The sequence below is a fragment of the Pseudomonas sp. Leaf434 genome, assembly GCF_001425545.1.
Taxonomy (GTDB): Bacteria; Pseudomonadota; Gammaproteobacteria; order Pseudomonadales; family Pseudomonadaceae; genus Aquipseudomonas; species Aquipseudomonas siliginis.
In genome coordinates, this window is the sequence record NZ_LMQZ01000007.1 from 407,225 (window position 1) to 422,484 (window position 15,260).

At 61.3% G+C, this 15,260-nt stretch carries 12 protein-coding genes; 5 read left to right on the forward strand and 7 right to left on the reverse strand.

The window, feature by feature from the left end; genetic code table 11:
- Positions 1–2: 2 nt before the first annotated feature.
- Both parC and ASG55_RS13925 read left to right on the forward strand, forming a co-directional pair.
- Positions 3–2,267, forward strand: a complete 2,265-nt coding sequence (parC, locus tag ASG55_RS13920; RefSeq protein ID WP_024011349.1) for a DNA topoisomerase IV subunit A — start codon at positions 3–5, stop codon at positions 2,265–2,267.
- 185 nt (positions 2,268–2,452) lie between these two features.
- The gene (locus ASG55_RS13925; RefSeq protein ID WP_024011350.1) at positions 2,453–3,163 is read left to right on the forward strand and encodes a PqiC family protein; all 711 of its coding nucleotides are present in this window, start codon (positions 2,453–2,455) and stop codon (positions 3,161–3,163) included.
- Between the two features lie 348 nt (positions 3,164–3,511).
- Here the strand turns inward: ASG55_RS13925 and ASG55_RS13930 are convergent, their stop codons facing one another.
- On the reverse strand, positions 3,512–5,023 hold the full coding sequence (locus ASG55_RS13930; protein ID WP_056787522.1) for an AhpA/YtjB family protein: 1,512 nt from the start codon (positions 5,021–5,023) through the stop codon (positions 3,512–3,514).
- Positions 5,024–5,157: 134 nt separating this feature from the next.
- On the opposite strand from ASG55_RS13930, the gene serB reads away from it, so the two are divergent.
- Positions 5,158–6,372, forward strand: coding sequence for a phosphoserine phosphatase SerB (gene serB, locus ASG55_RS13935; protein ID WP_016771966.1), 1,215 nt, complete (start codon positions 5,158–5,160; stop codon positions 6,370–6,372).
- A gap of 103 nt (positions 6,373–6,475) precedes the next feature.
- Here the strand turns inward: serB and ASG55_RS13940 are convergent, their stop codons facing one another.
- The 4 genes from ASG55_RS13940 to ASG55_RS13955 form a co-directional block, all read right to left on the reverse strand.
- A complete protein-coding gene (locus ASG55_RS13940; RefSeq protein WP_056787525.1) occupies positions 6,476–8,224 on the reverse strand; it encodes a hypothetical protein in 1,749 nt (582 codons plus the stop codon).
- A 66-nt stretch (positions 8,225–8,290) separates the two neighbouring features.
- Positions 8,291–9,151 (reverse strand): archaetidylserine decarboxylase, encoded by an 861-nt coding sequence (gene asd, locus ASG55_RS13945; protein WP_024011354.1) that lies wholly within the window; start codon positions 9,149–9,151, stop codon positions 8,291–8,293.
- An 18-nt stretch (positions 9,152–9,169) separates the two neighbouring features.
- Positions 9,170–9,985 carry a thiosulfate sulfurtransferase gene (gene rhdA, locus ASG55_RS13950; protein WP_056787527.1) on the reverse strand — a complete coding sequence of 272 codons (816 nt, stop codon included), beginning with the start codon at positions 9,983–9,985 and terminating at the stop codon, positions 9,170–9,172.
- 42 nt (positions 9,986–10,027) lie between these two features.
- On the reverse strand, positions 10,028–11,566 hold the full coding sequence (locus tag ASG55_RS13955; RefSeq protein WP_056787529.1) for an HDOD domain-containing protein: 1,539 nt from the start codon (positions 11,564–11,566) through the stop codon (positions 10,028–10,030).
- 166 nt (positions 11,567–11,732) lie between these two features.
- Between ASG55_RS13955 and motA the strand changes: the two genes are divergently transcribed.
- Together motA and motB are read left to right on the forward strand one after the other, a co-directional pair.
- Positions 11,733–12,584, forward strand: coding sequence for a flagellar motor stator protein MotA (gene motA, locus ASG55_RS13960; RefSeq protein WP_024011357.1), 852 nt, complete (start codon positions 11,733–11,735; stop codon positions 12,582–12,584).
- Between the two features lie 3 nt (positions 12,585–12,587).
- Positions 12,588–13,634, forward strand: a complete 1,047-nt coding sequence (motB, locus tag ASG55_RS13965; RefSeq protein WP_041480740.1) for a flagellar motor protein MotB — start codon at positions 12,588–12,590, stop codon at positions 13,632–13,634.
- 59 nt (positions 13,635–13,693) lie between these two features.
- Here the strand turns inward: motB and ASG55_RS13970 are convergent, their stop codons facing one another.
- Positions 13,694–14,179, reverse strand: coding sequence for a toll/interleukin-1 receptor domain-containing protein (locus tag ASG55_RS13970; protein ID WP_056787531.1), 486 nt, complete (start codon positions 14,177–14,179; stop codon positions 13,694–13,696).
- Positions 14,179–15,138, reverse strand: coding sequence for a caspase family protein (locus ASG55_RS13975; RefSeq protein WP_056787534.1), 960 nt, complete (start codon positions 15,136–15,138; stop codon positions 14,179–14,181). Before ASG55_RS13975 ends, ASG55_RS13970 begins: the two co-directional genes overlap by 1 nt.
- Positions 15,139–15,260: the final 122 nt, after the last annotated feature.

A 15,260-nucleotide genomic window follows, 5' to 3' on the forward strand; every position in this document is an offset into this window, starting at 1 on the left:
GCATGAGCGACTCCCTTGATCTCAGCCTGGATGGTGTAGAACGCCGCTCGCTGGCTGACTTCACCGAAAATGCCTACCTCAACTACTCCATGTACGTGATCATGGACCGCGCCTTGCCGCATATCGGCGACGGCCTGAAGCCGGTACAGCGGCGTATCGTCTACGCCATGAGCGAACTGGGGCTGGACGCTGATTCCAAGCACAAGAAATCGGCGCGTACCGTCGGTGACGTGCTCGGCAAGTTCCACCCCCACGGCGATTCGGCGTGCTACGAAGCGATGGTGCTGATGGCGCAGCCGTTCAGCTATCGCTACACGCTGGTCGACGGCCAGGGCAACTGGGGTGCGCCGGACGATCCGAAGTCCTTCGCCGCCATGCGTTACACCGAAGCGCGGCTGTCGCGCTATTCCGAAGTGCTGCTCAGCGAACTGGGCCAGGGCACCGCGGACTGGGGGCCGAACTTCGACGGCACCCTGCAGGAGCCGCTGGTGTTGCCGGCGCGCCTGCCGAACATTCTGCTCAACGGCACCACCGGTATCGCCGTGGGCATGGCCACCGACGTACCGCCGCACAACCTGCGCGAAGTCGCCACCGCCTGCGTACGCTTGCTGGATGAGCCGAAAGCCACGGTCGAACAGCTCTGCGAACACATCCAGGGTCCGGATTATCCGACCGAAGCGGAAATCATCACGCCGCGTGCCGACCTGCTGAAGATGTACGAAACCGGCAAGGGCTCGGTGCGTATGCGCGCCGTGTACCACGTCGAGGACGGCGACATCATCGTCACCGCGCTGCCGCATCAGGTCTCCGGCGCCAAGGTGCTGGAGCAGATCGCCGCGCTGATGCAGGCCAAACCGTCGAAAGCGCCGCAGATCGCCGATCTGCGTGACGAATCCGACCACGAAAACCCGTGCCGCATCGTGATCATCCCGGTCAACAGCCGCGTCGATCACGAAGCGCTGATGCAGCACCTGTTCGCCAGCACCGAGCTGGAGTCGACCTACCGGGTCAACGTCAACATCATCGGTCTGGACGGCAAGCCGCAGCTGAAAAACCTCCGTGCGCTGCTGGTCGAATGGCTGGAATTCCGCGTGCTGACCGTGCGTCGCCGCCTGCAATTTCGCCTCGACAAGGTCGAGCGTCGCCTGCACCTGTTGGACGGTTTGCTGATCGCCTACCTCAACCTGGATGAAGTAATTCACATCATCCGTACCGAGGAGCATCCGAAAGCCAAGCTCATTGAGCGTTTCGCCCTCAGCGAGATTCAGGCCGACTACATCCTCGACACCCGCTTGCGTCAGTTGGCGCGACTGGAAGAGATGAAGCTGCGCGACGAGCAGGACGAACTGCTCAAGGAACAAGCCAAGCTGCAAGCCCTGCTGGGCAGCGAAGCGAAGCTGAAGAAACTGGTGCGCACCGAGCTGCTCAAAGACGCCGAAACCTACGGCGACGACCGCCGTTCGCCAATCGTCGAGCGCGCCGAAGCCAAGGCGTTGAGCGAGCACGATCTGCTGCCGAACGAGAAAGTCACTGTCGTGCTGTCGGAAAAAGGCTGGGTGCGTTCGGCCAAGGGCCATGACATCGACGCTACCGGTCTGTCGTACAAGGCCGGCGATGGCTTCAAGACCTCGGCGGCGGGGCGCTCCAACCAGTTTGCCGTGTTCATCGATTCCACCGGTCGCAGCTACTCGGTCGCCGCGCATACCTTGCCGTCGGCCCGTGGCCAGGGCGAACCCTTGACCGGCCGTCTGACGCCGCCACCGGGCGCTTCGTTCGAATGCGTGCTGATGCCCGAAGACGATGCGCTGTACGTGATTGCGTCCGATGCCGGTTACGGCTTCGTGGTCAAAGGCGAAGACCTGCAAGCGAAGAACAAGGCCGGCAAGGCCCTGTTGAGCCTGCCGAACAACGCCAAGGTCATCGCGCCGCGCCCTGTGGCCGATCGTGAGCAGAACTGGCTGGCCTCGGTCACGACCGAAGGTCGCCTGCTGATCTTCAAAATCAGCGATCTGCCACAATTAGGTAAGGGCAAAGGCAACAAGATCATCGGTATATCCGGTGAACGCGTGGCCAGTCGCGAAGAATATGTCACGGACATCGCCGTCCTGCCGGAAGGCGCCACCCTGGTATTGCAGGCTGGCAAACGGACCCTGTCGCTGAAAGCCGACGACCTCGAGCACTACAAAGGTGAGCGGGGACGGCGCGGAAACAAACTTCCGCGGGGCTTCCAGAGGGTGGATGCGCTGCTCGTCGAAAACCTCAATTAGGCGAGAACGCCTTCCTAGAGCGTTCGATCTGCGATTAAACGCGTAGATCGACGCTTTGGCGCTGGAGTCGGAACGCATATTCACGGATGATATGGCCTTTCAAGCGCCGGCGTGGCCGAGCGTTCTTCATATTTATTGAGTATTTTCACTGTGGTCAGCCTTGTGGCGGCCACCTGGACGGGATGATGACTGCTCTACGCCCCCTTATTTTGTTGCTCGCCGGCGTTCTTGGCCTGGCGGGTTGCAGCGTTCACCAGCCGGTGTCGCTGTACCAACTGGACAGCGGAAGTCCGGTTCAGCCTGCGCAAAGCGCGGGCATGGCGGTTTTGCTGGGGCCGGTAGTTGTTGCCGATTACCTGCAACGCGAAACCCTGCTGCAACGTCAACCCGACGGCAGCCTGCAAGCGGCGACCGACGGTCGTTGGGCTGGCAGCCTTTCGTCGGATATCGATCAACTGCTGATGCGTCAGGTGGCTGGTCACCTGGACAGTCAGCGTGTGGTGCTGGCGCCTGCTACTGCCGGATTCACGCCGGATGTGCAGGTTCTGCTGACCATCACCCGTCTGGATTCCGGGGCGAAACAACCGGCGATTCTCGATGCGCAATGGCGTTTGATCGATCGTCGCGGCAAGGTGCGCGATAACCGCATCATTCACCTGCAGGAAACGCACGCCGGCAGCACCGCGTCCCAGGTGCAGGCACAAGGGGTTCTGTTGCAGCGTCTGGCCGAGCAGTTGTCGGTGGCGCTCAAGCCACTGGCCAACCAGCCGCCCGTGGCCGAGGCACCGCGTAAAGCCGCGCCGAAACCCGCAGCGCCGGCGGCGGATGCCGAGAAGCAGCCAAAGATTCCGATGGCCTCGCCTATTCGTACCGATATGGAAGTGTTTCGCTTCTGAGGCTGGAACGCGTCAGAACAGAGCCCGCCTTGTGCGGGCTTTGTTATGTCTGGAGGTGAGGTGGAAGATCAAAAGCCCCTCACCCTAGCCCTCTCCCGGAGGGAGAGGGGACCGACTGAGGTGTCGGGCGTCTTACGTCGACCTGAGAGATCTTGGCGATTATGGATTCACAGCCAAACGTGCATGTCGATGTAACTCTCGAATATCCCCCAATCTGTTCCCTCTCCCTCTGGGAGAGGGCTAGGGTGAGGGGCTTTTCAGGGATGCTCTCGAATCCAATAACACCGCGCACAAAAAAGCCCGCAGACAATTAATTGTCTGCGGGCTTTTGCGTATCGGGCCTAAGCCTTACGCCCGGCGCTCATGCATCCGCGCCAGTTGCCGTTCGAGCATCGACGGATATGGCTCCATCAACCGCTCCACACAGCAAGCGCCTTCAGGGCTGGCGATCGGCCGGATCCGCGCACGCTGGCGGATCAAGGTGTCATCGCTGATCTTGCGCTCGACCAGCAGCAGATTGCGGCTGTGTTGCGACAAGGCCAGTGCATCCTGGGCCGAATCGGTCAGCAGCAGATCAATCTGGCTCAGACCGAACAACTCATCGCCCAAGGTCAGGCCCAGCTGCAATTGCAGGGTGATGCCGCTGTCTGCGACCTCAATCTGCAATTGGTGGCCGAGTGCACGCAGCAGTTCGCCGCAGCAGATGGCATTGGTCAGGTAATCGTCGCCGCAGTCTTCGGTGTGGAACAGCAACAGCGTGCTGCCATCGTTGAGGGTTTCGATTTCGCCCTGATACAGCGACGCGGCCTGCTCGAGGCAGTCGCGATAGCGTTCCTGCAATTCTTCCAGACGTGCGCGAGGCAAACGACGCAATTGTTCCTGCGAGCCCAGTTGCACGGCCAGTACGGCGGTGTGCTGTGGCACGTCAGGGCTCGGTTTGCGCGTCAGCGGTTGGGCGCCGTCGTTGAGCGATTCGTCGCGCAGGTCGGCGAAAGCGTCATCGTCATCATCGTCTTCGACGGTGCTGACCAGGTGACGCGGCGCCGGTTTCTTCGCGGCCAGCGGGCGGCTTTCGTCGAAGCTCGGATCGCGCAGGTTACGCACCTCGAATTCAGGCTCGTCTTCTTCCTCGGCGAATTCCGGCTCGGGTTCGGGCTCAGGCTCCGGTTCCGGGGCGTAGCTGGCATGCAGCTGGCGCGCCAGATCGCCGATTTCATCCTGGCGGTCGATGCCCGGGGTGTGCGCGTCGATGCGGCGCAGCCACACGCGCAATTGCAGCAACGGCGTCGACAGGTAGCGGCCCATGCGCAGACTCAGAGCCAATGACAGCGCCAGCAGAATTGCGCTCAGAATGCCCATGCTTTGCAGGCTGATGGTCATCGGCTGCTGGAACTGATCCATGTCCAGGCTGATGCGCAGTTGCCCGGCAGTCACGTCCTGGAAAGTGATCTTGCTCTCGTACATGCCCTCGGCTTCGCCCAGCAGGCTGTGCTTGGGACGCTGACCGGACTCGGCGAGGATGCGGTTGTCCACACTGTAGATTGCCGCGTGGGCGACCAGTTTGTTCTTGGTCAGGTTGTTGAGCAGCACGTTGAGGCTGAGGATGTCGTTGGACACCAGCAGCTCGGTGGCGGAGGTGGCGGTCTGCGTGGTCAGGCTTTCGCCCAGCGCATCGGCCTGCTCGTGCATGGCCTGCTTGAATTGCAGCCCCATCACCCCGGCATAGATCACCAGGGCCAGAGCGACCAGGATCACGTTGTGGCTGGCAATGCGCAATGCAATCGGTACACGGCGATGGCGCAGTGCACGGAAGATCAGCAGGAAGAAGTTATCGGTTTTGACTGGCGTGGGCCGGTTCACTTGAGCTCGGCTCTTTGTCCGTGAAGTTGACGCGCAGTATAGCGACAGGCCCCAGACCGGCAAAGCGCTCGCGGTGCCCGATGGTCACTGAAAGTGGGTAGAATGCGGTTTTTTTCCAGTTGCGGGGGTGCGCGTTGCGCGAAATCGTCCTGATTAACATCACGGGAGTCGACCGTCCCGGTCTGACAGCGGCCATCACCGGTGTTCTGGCACAAGGTGGTGTGAACATTCTCGACATCGGTCAGGCGGTGATCCACGACACCCTGTCGTTCGGCATCCTAGTTGAAATTCCCGATTCCGAACAGGGCAAGTCAGTGCTCAAGGACATCCTGTTCAAGGGCTACGAACTGGATCAGCAAGTGCGTTTCACCCCGGTGTCCGAAGAGGATTACCAGCAGTGGGTGGGCAATCAGGGCAAGAAACGCCATATCGTTACCCTGCTGACGCGCAAAGTCACCGCCGGCCAATTGCAGGCGGTCAGCGCGATCACCGCCAAATATGGCTTGAACATCGACCATATCGACCGTCTGTCGGGGCGCATGCCGCTGGACACGCCGGCCGACAAGGGCAAGGGTTGCATCGAGTTTTCCGTGCGCGGTGAAGCCGCCGATCCGCAGGCCCTGCGCGCCGAATTCCTCAGCGTTGCCCAGGAATTGAACGTCGACATCGCCTTCCAGGAAGACTCGCTGTTTCGCCGCAACCGGCGTCTGGCGGTGTTCGACATGGACTCGACGCTGATCGAAGCGGAAGTCATCGATGAGCTGGCCAAAGCGGCCGGCGTGGGTGACCGGGTTTCGGAAATCACCGAGCGCGCCATGGCCGGTGAACTGGATTTCCGCGCCAGCTTCAAGGAGCGTCTGGCGCTGCTCAAGGGCCTCGACGTCAGCGTGCTCGACTCGATCGGCGCCTCGCTGCGCCTGACCGAAGGCGCCGAAACCCTGTTCGCCGAACTCAAACGCCTCGGCTACAAAACCGCCATCCTGTCCGGCGGCTTCACTTATTTCGCCAAGCAACTGCAGGCCAAGCTTGGCATCGATTACGTGTTTGCCAACGAGCTGGAAGTGGTCGACGGCAAGTGCACCGGCGTGGCGATCGAGCCGATTGTCGATGCGCAGCGCAAGGCAGATCTGCTCAAGGAGCTGGCGCACAAGGAAGGCCTGCGTCTGGAGCAGACCATTGCTGTCGGCGACGGCGCCAACGACTTGCCGATGCTGGCGATTGCCGGGCTGGGCGTGGCGTTCCGCGCCAAACCGTTGGTCAAGCAGTCGGCGAAGCAGGCGATTTCAACGCTGGGGCTGGATGGTGTGTTGTATCTGCTGGGTTTCCGGGATCGCGACGGGCAGCTCTGAGATCTCCATAAGCTGATCTGGCCTCTTCGCGAGCAGGCTCGCTCCCACAGGAAATCTCATTCCAGTGTGGGAGCGAGCCTGCTCGCGAAGGCCGTGCCTCGGTCTAGAGCGAATTCCACAACGAATCAAAATCCTCCTCACCCCCGCCATTCTGCGCAGGATCCAGCGAGCGATAGGCGAACTGGTTGAAGCTGTGCGTACTCGCCACCCGCCGATCCAGCCCGGCGCGGTGTTCTTCGCCCTGGGTGTTGATCAATACCTTGTTGCCTTCCTGAAACGGCAGGCGCGGCGCAAGTACAGTGGCCGGCACATCGATCGCACTGATCTCCGGCAACAGCAAACCGCGCAGATAATGGCTGTGATCGTCCTTGGAACGAACCAGTTGCAGCCCGCACGGCTGCGCGTGTGGCGCGACCAGTTCAATGCCCATCTGCGTGCCGCTACCGCGCACCTGGCGGATCCAGCGAATCACCGCAATGCTCCAGCCTTTGCCCTCGCTGTCCTGAATGCCGAGCATTTCCCCGGCCTGCAATTCCGCCGGCACCTCGCTCGGCCAGGCCAGGCAATAGCCGCCGGGGCTATGGTTGATCACCGGCAAGGCGTAAGTCGGATAGTTCGGCGAGTTGCCGGGGCCTTCATCCTCGCTCAACTGGTCGTACTGGATTTCCTCGTACGGCAACAGCTCATCGTTACTTTGCGGGGCAGCGTCGAACGCCTGACTCCAGCTGTCCTTTTCGCCGTTGGCCACGACGCTGCTGAAATTTGCCGTGCGGGCACCGGGATGTTTGAGCAACTCGCTGAAGGTGCGCTCGCCGCCGAGGTAGAAGTGCAGGGCGCTCATGCCGACGCACACGGTCAATGTGCCCTGGCCGGCGCTGCGCTGAAAACTGCGTTCGGCAGCCTGGCCCCAAGTGGCGTGCAGATGTTGCAGGGTATCGATGCTGAGACCGGCGGAAACAGGCAGGGGGGTTGAAGTCGGCTGCTGCAGCAGGTGCGTTTCGAGCTGCTTGACCAAGGGCTGCGGGTCGAAGCCCAGCAGCCCGCTCTGTTGTTCGCTGCGAAACATCTTGCGGTAGCGTGGACCAACATCCAGTTCCGGGCTGATGGCGAACAAACCGTCGTCGGCGCTGCCGGGATGCAGTTTGAGCAGGGCGCTCCACGGCTCGATCACCTCGGCCAGCCGAGCAATCTGACTCTGGCGTAATTGATTGCAACGGGCACTGCCCAATAGCAGCGCGGCGATGTAGGTCTGTTCGACGCTCAGTTCGCTGGTCAAAAACGCCAGATCATCGCGCAGCCGCCGTTGTTGCAGCTGTAATTGCGCAGCGCTGCGATACAGCTGATGCAATTCCAACCACACGTGTTCCGGCGGTGAACTGTACAGCTGCGTGGCGCGCACCAGTTGCGCCTTGAGGGCATGCGCGGCGCGTTGCAAGGCGGTGCCGACCAATGTCGCGCGATCCTTGCTGTATTTGGGCAGGATGCGCAGAACAATCTGTTTATAGCCGATGGCCAACTGAGCTTGCAGCGCCTGACACAGGTTGCTGACTTTTCGCGAACGCTCGTCGAGCATGATCGCCTGATGCAGAAAATGCCGTTCCAGATGCTGGCAGACGAAATACACCTCGGGCCGCAGCAGCTCAAGCAATTGCAGGCGATTGTCGCTGGGGGTGAGCAACAGGTTCAGTTCGCCGAGGCCTTGATACAGCAAGCGGGCGGTTTCGCCGATGTTGGCCTTGGGCAGGCCGGCGATCCAGCGCTTGAGGTCGCGCGGGCTGGCCTCGCAGAACGACAGGCGCGTTTGCGTAGGAGTCGGAGCGCGCAGCTTGGGAGAAAAGTTGGTCTGGCTCATGAGCAAAACCATAGCAGCAAATGCCGCGGTTTGCGGAAGCAGCCTCGGCTGCTTCCGCGAACAGGGTCACGCTTTTGGCAGTGCCAGGCCTTGGCCCATCTGCACGGGTGAACCGGCCACCAGCTCTTCGGCCCACTTCACCTGATCCGGGCCAAACAGCACGATCGCCGTCGAACCGAGCTTGAAGCGCCCAAGTTCCGCGCCTTTTTCCAGATGAATCGGTGCGCGTGCGGCTTCGTCGTAGCGGAAGGTTTTCAGCTCGCGCTTCGGTGGCGTGACCAGACCGGCCCACACGGTTTCGATCGAAGCGACAATCATCGCACCGACCAGCACCACGGCCATCGGCCCGCGTTCTGTATCGAAAATGCACGCCACGCGCTCGTTGCGGGCGAACAGCTCCGGGACGTTTTCGGCAGTGGTCTGGTTCACCGAAAAAATGCGGCCCGGGATGTAGACCATTTCGCGCAGGGTGCCGGCCAGCGGCATGTGCACGCGGTGGTAGTCCTTAGGCGACAGGTAAATGGTAGCGAAGTCGCCGCCCATGAACGGCGCTGCGTTGGCCGCATCCCCGCCGAGCAACTCCAGCACGCTGAAGCTGTGGCCCTTGGCCTGGAACACACGACCGTGCTCGATCGGGCCGAGCTGGCTGACCGCACCGTCGGCCGGGCTGAGGATTGCGCCCGGGGTCTCGTCCAGTGGACGCGCGCCGTCTTTCAGGGCACGCGTGAAGAAGGCGTTGAAGTGCTCGTAAGCGGTCAGGTCTTCGACCAGTGCTTGCGACATGTCCACTTGATAACGCTTGGCAAACCATTGCGTGAAGGCATTCTTGAACCAGCGCACGCGGCATTCGGCGATGCAGCCGGCCAGGCGCGACAGCAGGTGATGCGGCAGCAGGTACTGGCTGAGGATAAACAGACGCTCTTTCATTAGTTGTCCTTAAAAACCTTAAATCTCGACTGGCGTGTCAGGGTGGTTGCCCCATTCGCCCCAGGAACCGGCGTAGCCCTTGACCCGCGGATAACCGAGGGCTTTGGCCACCAGATAAGTGAAGCCCGACCGGTGATGGGTCTGGCAGTGGGTAATGATTTCCTTGTCCTTGGTGATCCCGAGGTTTTCGAGGATCTGCGGCATGTCGCTGCGGATACGCAACTGACGCGTCTGGTCCATGCCGGCAGTCCATTCGAAATTGACCGCACCGGGGATGTGGCCACCCTTGGCGGCGAGGACTTTCGCGCCGGAATATTCCAGCGGCCCACGCGCGTCCCAGATCGCCAGATCGGCGGCGCCGAGACGGCTTTGCAGGTATTCGCGGGTGGCGGTCGGTTCGTCGTGCAGGGTCAGCGACACTGGGCCACCGACGGCGGCCGGCACTTGAATCGACATGGGCATACCGTCCGCCAGCCAGGCCGGCAGACCACCGTCTATATAGTGGTATTTGTCGTGGCCAATGACATCGAGCAGCCAGATGAAACGCCCGGCCCAGCCGCCGCCTTCATCGTCATACACGACGTAGACCGCATCTTTGCGATGACCGAGCTCACCAAACAACGCTTCCAGATCGGCCTTCGCCGGCATCAGCCCCGGCGCCGGTGGCTGGCCGAGCTGGGTGCGTTTCGGGTCGACAAAACGTGCGCCGGGCAAGTGACCTTCGGCATACCGGGCAGGGCTGGTCAGGTCCACCAGAATCAGTTCCGGGGACTCCAGACGCGGCAGCAGGTCGCTCGGCTCGATGACAAGCGGCAAGCCAGAGAAGTCAGACATGTGAGGTCTCCAGAGCACAAAGGGGAGGATTGTAGCGCAGGCTCATTGGCCACGGCTGCTAAAGCTGTGCAGGGCTTTTTCGATGCACTGCGCGGTTTTGCCGAAGGCTTGCACAGTGATGTCGGCGAAGGGGCCGCCGCCCTGATCGGCAACGACGATCATGATCACCCGGCCGTTATTCACCAGCGAACGCAGGAACAGATGCTCACCGCGAAACAACGTGCGCAGGCTCGCTGGCAATAAGGCGGAGAATTGCCCGTTGTTCTCCGGCGTGATCCGCACCTGCGCCTGCTGAGCGAGCAGGCGTTGCAGGACTTTGCTTTGGCCGACGGCAAAACTCAGCGCCGCCGCATCCTTCGGCAAACCGGCGGTCTGGTGCACGCGCAGGGTCGTGTGTGTGCGGTCGGCTATCAGAATCATCACCCGACGCATGCCGCTAGCCACCAGTGCCTCGCGGGCGGCGACGGTCAGGCTCATGGCATTGGTGAAGCGGCTGGGTTCGGCGAGCAGTTCGGCGCATTGCCGACGCCACTGGCCCAAGTCATCCGCATTCGGCGCTGCTGCCGGGAGCATGCCGGCCGGCAAGCGACGAGTGCCCCACGGCCAGATCAGCGAAACCGCCGGGTGCCACAAATCGGGCATCGCATGCTGACGCGCGCTGTTCGCCGCTTGCTGGTGCAACTGTTGCTGCACTTCGTCCATGGAAATCTGCAGATACAGGCTGGTCAGGTACTGCCAGCGCTTGCTGTGCGGACTGTCCCAGGCCTGTTGCGCCGACAGCGCCAGCCCATTGGCCAGCAGCACGGTATTCGCCGGCTGGTTGAGCCAGCGGCGCAATGTCGGGTCATCGTCGAGGCGATTCTGCTGGCGCAGCGGGTGTTCACTGTCGCGGGCGATGCGCAGCACTTTGACCAGTTCGCGTTGTTCGCTGAGCAGCAATTTGTAGCCTTGCTCGACCCAGATCGGCAGATGCCAGGCGTGGACCAGTGCCTCGGCGATCTTCAACAGGCGCACGCCGAGCAATTGCTTTTCGACCACACGTGCCGACTCGCCCTTGTGGATCACGCGCAGTTCCCACTCCTCGAGCAACTGCGGATACGTCAGTGCCAAGGGCCACAGCGGCGACAAAAACAGCAAGCTGCCCCAATGAATGTCCTGCCACAGCCGCGCGAGGCGACTGGCAAAAAAACCGTTGGCCTGTTGTGTCGCGTGTTGGCTGATCAGTTGCAATTGGCGCAAACCCTTGGGGATTTGCCGGTGCGGTTCGGCGGGCAGGCGCGCGAGCAATTCTTCGGTGCGGGCAAGGCCCAGGCGATTGATTGCCACCTCAAGATTTTCCGCCGGCGCGGCCATGGTGCCGTGGGTGTGACGATTCGCCTCACGGATGACGCTCAAGGCCAGCGCCGGGCTGTCCTGCATCAGATCGGCGATGTCGCGCAGCGAGCTGCGATTGTCGCGGATCGCCCGGCAGACTTTGTCGTGAGCCTCTTGTGGTACGGGCAGGCGGACGCTGTCGAGCAGCTTGACCCAAGCCTGGAGCGTGGTCGGTATTACCGATGGAATGTTCGTTTCATTAGCCATGTCTGGACGAGATCTTCACTGACTGTAGACGCGCCCGGCATGGGCTAAATTGGCTTTTCGCCTGAACTGGCTATAGTCTGGCGCAGTTTTGCCGATAAGTAGAAGAAGAGATTTTTTAACTTCCGAATATGACCTTGAACCCGACTTAAACAAGTACCTTCTACCTATGGCTAAAATTATCGGCATCATCGTCGTATTCGCGAGCGTGCTCGGCGGATACGTGCTCTCCCACGGCAAGATTGCCGCTCTGATCCAGCCCTTCGAGGTGATGATCATCGGCGGTGCGGCCCTCGGCGCATTTCTCCAGGCCAACCCCGGTTACATGACGATGCACGTGCTCAAGAAATCCCTGAGCATGTTCGGTTCGCGCTTCACCCACACCTTCTACCTTGAAGTGCTCGGGCTGATCTACGAAATCCTCAACAAGAGCCGCCGTGAAGGCATGATGGCGATCGAAGGCGACATCGAAGATGCCGCCGCGAGCCCGATCTTCGCCAAGTACCCGGCGGTGCTCAAGGATGAACGCATGACCGCGTTCGTCTGCGATTACCTGCGCATCATGTCCTCCGGCAACATGGCTCCGCACGAACTGGAAGGCCTGTTCGACATGGAGCTGTACAGCCTCAAGGAAGACCTCGAGCACCCATCGCACGCAGTCAACGGCATCGCCGACGGCATGCCCGGTTTCGGTATCGTTGCGGCGGTACTCGGTATCGTGGTGACCATGGCCTCGCTGGGCGAGGGCGACCAGGCGTCGATCGGTCTGCACGTGGGTGCGGCACTGGTCGGTACCTTCTTCGGTATTCTCGCGGCATACGGTTTCTTCGGTCCGCTGGCGCATTCCCTGGCCCACGATGCCAAGGAAGAGCTCAACGTCTACGAAGCCATCAAGGCCTCGCTGGTGGCTTCGGCGTCCGGCATGCCGCCGTCGCTGGCGGTCGAGTTCGGGCGCAAGGTTCTGTACCCGGCGCACCGTCCAAGCTTCGCCGAGCTGGAACAAGCGGTTCGCGGTCGCTAAGTCATGGAAAATAATCAGCCGATCATCGTCAAGCGCGTCAAGCGCATTGCCGCCGGGCACCACGGCGGGGCGTGGAAAATCGCCTTCGCCGACTTTGCCACGGCGATGATGGCGTTCTTCCTCGTGCTGTGGCTGCTGTCCACCGCTACGCCGGAACAGAAGATCGCCATCGCCGGTTATTTCAAGGACCCGGTCGGCTTCTCCGAAAGCGGCACGCCGTACATCATCGACCTCGGCGGTACACCGACCCTGGCGCCGGAAAACACCCTCAACCCGGAAGTGAAGTCGCAGCCGCAACCGGACAAGGTTACGGTCGATACCGATCAGGTTGAAGGCATGGCCGAGCAGGTCGAGAAGGAGCGTCTCGAACTGCTCCTGCAAGAACTGCAGAACAAGGTCGACGAGAACCCGCAACTGCAGAAATTCAAGGATCAGATCCTTTTCGAGATCACCCCGAACGGCTTGCGCATCCAGATCATGGACGCCGAGAACCGGCCGATGTTCGACTCCGGGTCCGCACGCCTGAAACCGTACTTTGAAGACATCCTGCTGGCCATGGCCGACACCATCAAAGCGGTGCCGAACAAGATCAGCATCAGCGGCCACACCGACGCCAAGCCGTACATTGGCACTGGCGATTACGGCAACTGGGAGCTTTCGGCCAACCGCGCCAACGCGGCTCGCCGTGCCCTGGTCGCGGGCAGCTATCCGGATGCGCAGGTGGCGCGGGTGGTCGGTTATGCCTCGTCGGCGTTGTTCGACCGGGAAAACCCGTTCAACCCGGTCAATCGCCGGATCGACATTGTCGTACTGACCAAAAAAGCCCAGGCCGCCATCGAAGGTGCGCAGGGGCCTGAGGCAGCGAAACCGGCGGATCAGGGGCAGAACGGTGCTGCTCCGGCAGCCCCGGTTGATCCGAATGCGTTGCCGGCGGACAAACAGCCAGTGCCGGCTCACGAGTTGCGCGAGCGGTTGAATCTGTTTGACGATGCGGCGCCGAAACCGGCTGAGCCGGGTGGGGCGGCGCCGGCGCCTGCGCCGAAGCAGTAAGTGAAAAAAAGCCGACAGTGATGTCGGCTTTTTTGTGGCTATCACAGGCCGGCACTGTCTCAGAATCCCCGACGAATCCGGTTCTTCAGCTGTTCATGAAACATCTCTGCATCGCGCTTGTACGCCCCTTTCACCGAGTCGCTGAACGAATCCAGGGTTATCGAGCGCTTGTTCGACACCTCATCACGATACGCATCGATAAAGAAATCCAGATCGCTGGCCGTGCTCAGCTTCGGCCATTTGTCCAGATAGATCGGCAGTTGCGCAGGTCCGGTCTTGAACGTACAGATCCGCCGATTGCTGATCGTCGCCTCGCCAATTTCGAACGGCACCCACCACGACAGTGCAGTTGTCTCCGACACCACCGCCAGCAGATGCGTGCACTCGGTGATGTTGCGGGTAATGACCCCGGTGATGTCGTCCGTGGTCTGCGATTCCGGATCGAGGACATCGAGATATGTCCTGATCTTCGCTTGGGTCAGGCGGGTGTTGATGGCGATCGCATGGGCGCGATCCATGTGGCGATAGCTGATAAAGACTGGCATCAGAAATGTCCTTTGAGGGCGAGTTCGCGGTAATAGGCGCCGAGTGCCGTCAGGCGGCAGCCGGTGGAGTTGAGGGCGGCGTAGTACATGTGCTCGGCGTCGACCGGCTCGATCAGGCTGTGGCGGTTGCACTTCTGCAACTGGGCGAAGACCTCGCCGTGCTCAGGCACGAACGCCTTTTCGGTGGGCTCATGGCTGGGGTCGAGCGGGTAGACCGATTCGGCTTCGGCAAACCAGTCGGGCAATTTGCGCAGGATCTCCTTGGGGATCAGCGGCGAGACTTCGCGCAGGGAAATGAACTGCGACACATTGGTCTTGAACACCGGACGCTGTTCCCAGGCGCCGAGGGCGTTGTCGACAAAGGAATACAGACTGCCGGGGGTGATTTTGCCGAGGATATTCGCCGCGCCGCCGTGCAGCGCTTGCAGGAGCAGGCCGGTGAACACGCCGTGCTGCGCGCCCTCCATTGCCGGCTCGGCTTTTTTGCAGGCGGTGAGGATCGTCATACCCTCGCTGACCATGCTGCTCTCGCTGCGCAAGGCGCGCACTTCGCCGGCCGAACCGCTCTCGCAGCAGTCGAGGATGATCACTTTGTTTTTGATCCGCGTGGCTTTGTCCGCCCAGTTGAGGATGTCGCTGATGCGGATGCCGTCCTTGGCGTTGCGGTAGTCCTGCGCGATCAACATGCCTTCGTCAGTGTCGGCGTCGAAACCGCCATGGCCGGCGAAATACAGCAGAGCGACGTTGCAGTCACCGGAAAACAACTCGCGGATCTGGTCTTCGAGTTTTTGCCGGCTCAAATAATCCTCGGCGGACGTCAACACGACATTCTTGAAGTTGGGGTCGCCGTTGGCATTGGTTTTCAGCACCGACGCCATGGCCATGGCGTCGTTGCAACAGCCGCTTAGGCCGCCGATATGCGTGTAATCGTTGATGCCGATGAACAGTGCCTTGCGCATGATCACACCACCGTGTGCAGGCGGATCGCGCCGACGATGCTGTGGGCACTGCACGCGTGGATGTAGCGAGACGAATGGCGGATGAATAAAACACAGGTTGGCATGGCTTTCCTCGATGATCG

Bases quoted from the DNA above. Each gene is read 5' to 3' on its own strand.
- parC (WP_024011349.1), top strand. From the start codon at position 3: ATGAGCGACTCCCTTGATCTCAGCCTGGATGGTGTAGAACGCCGCTCG.
- ASG55_RS13925 (WP_024011350.1), top strand. From the start codon at position 2,453: ATGACTGCTCTACGCCCCCTTATTTTGTTGCTCGCCGGCGTTCTTGGC.
- ASG55_RS13940 (WP_056787525.1), bottom strand. From the start codon at position 8,224: ATGAGCCAGACCAACTTTTCTCCCAAGCTGCGCGCTCCGACTCCTACG.
- asd (WP_024011354.1), bottom strand. From the start codon at position 9,151: ATGAAAGAGCGTCTGTTTATCCTCAGCCAGTACCTGCTGCCGCATCAC.
- rhdA (WP_056787527.1), bottom strand. From the start codon at position 9,985: ATGTCTGACTTCTCTGGCTTGCCGCTTGTCATCGAGCCGAGCGACCTG.
- ASG55_RS13955 (WP_056787529.1), bottom strand. From the start codon at position 11,566: ATGGCTAATGAAACGAACATTCCATCGGTAATACCGACCACGCTCCAG.
- motA (WP_024011357.1), top strand. From the start codon at position 11,733: ATGGCTAAAATTATCGGCATCATCGTCGTATTCGCGAGCGTGCTCGGC.
- motB (WP_041480740.1), top strand. From the start codon at position 12,588: ATGGAAAATAATCAGCCGATCATCGTCAAGCGCGTCAAGCGCATTGCC.
- ASG55_RS13970 (WP_056787531.1), bottom strand. From the start codon at position 14,179: ATGCCAGTCTTTATCAGCTATCGCCACATGGATCGCGCCCATGCGATC.
- ASG55_RS13975 (WP_056787534.1), bottom strand. From the start codon at position 15,138: ATGCGCAAGGCACTGTTCATCGGCATCAACGATTACACGCATATCGGC.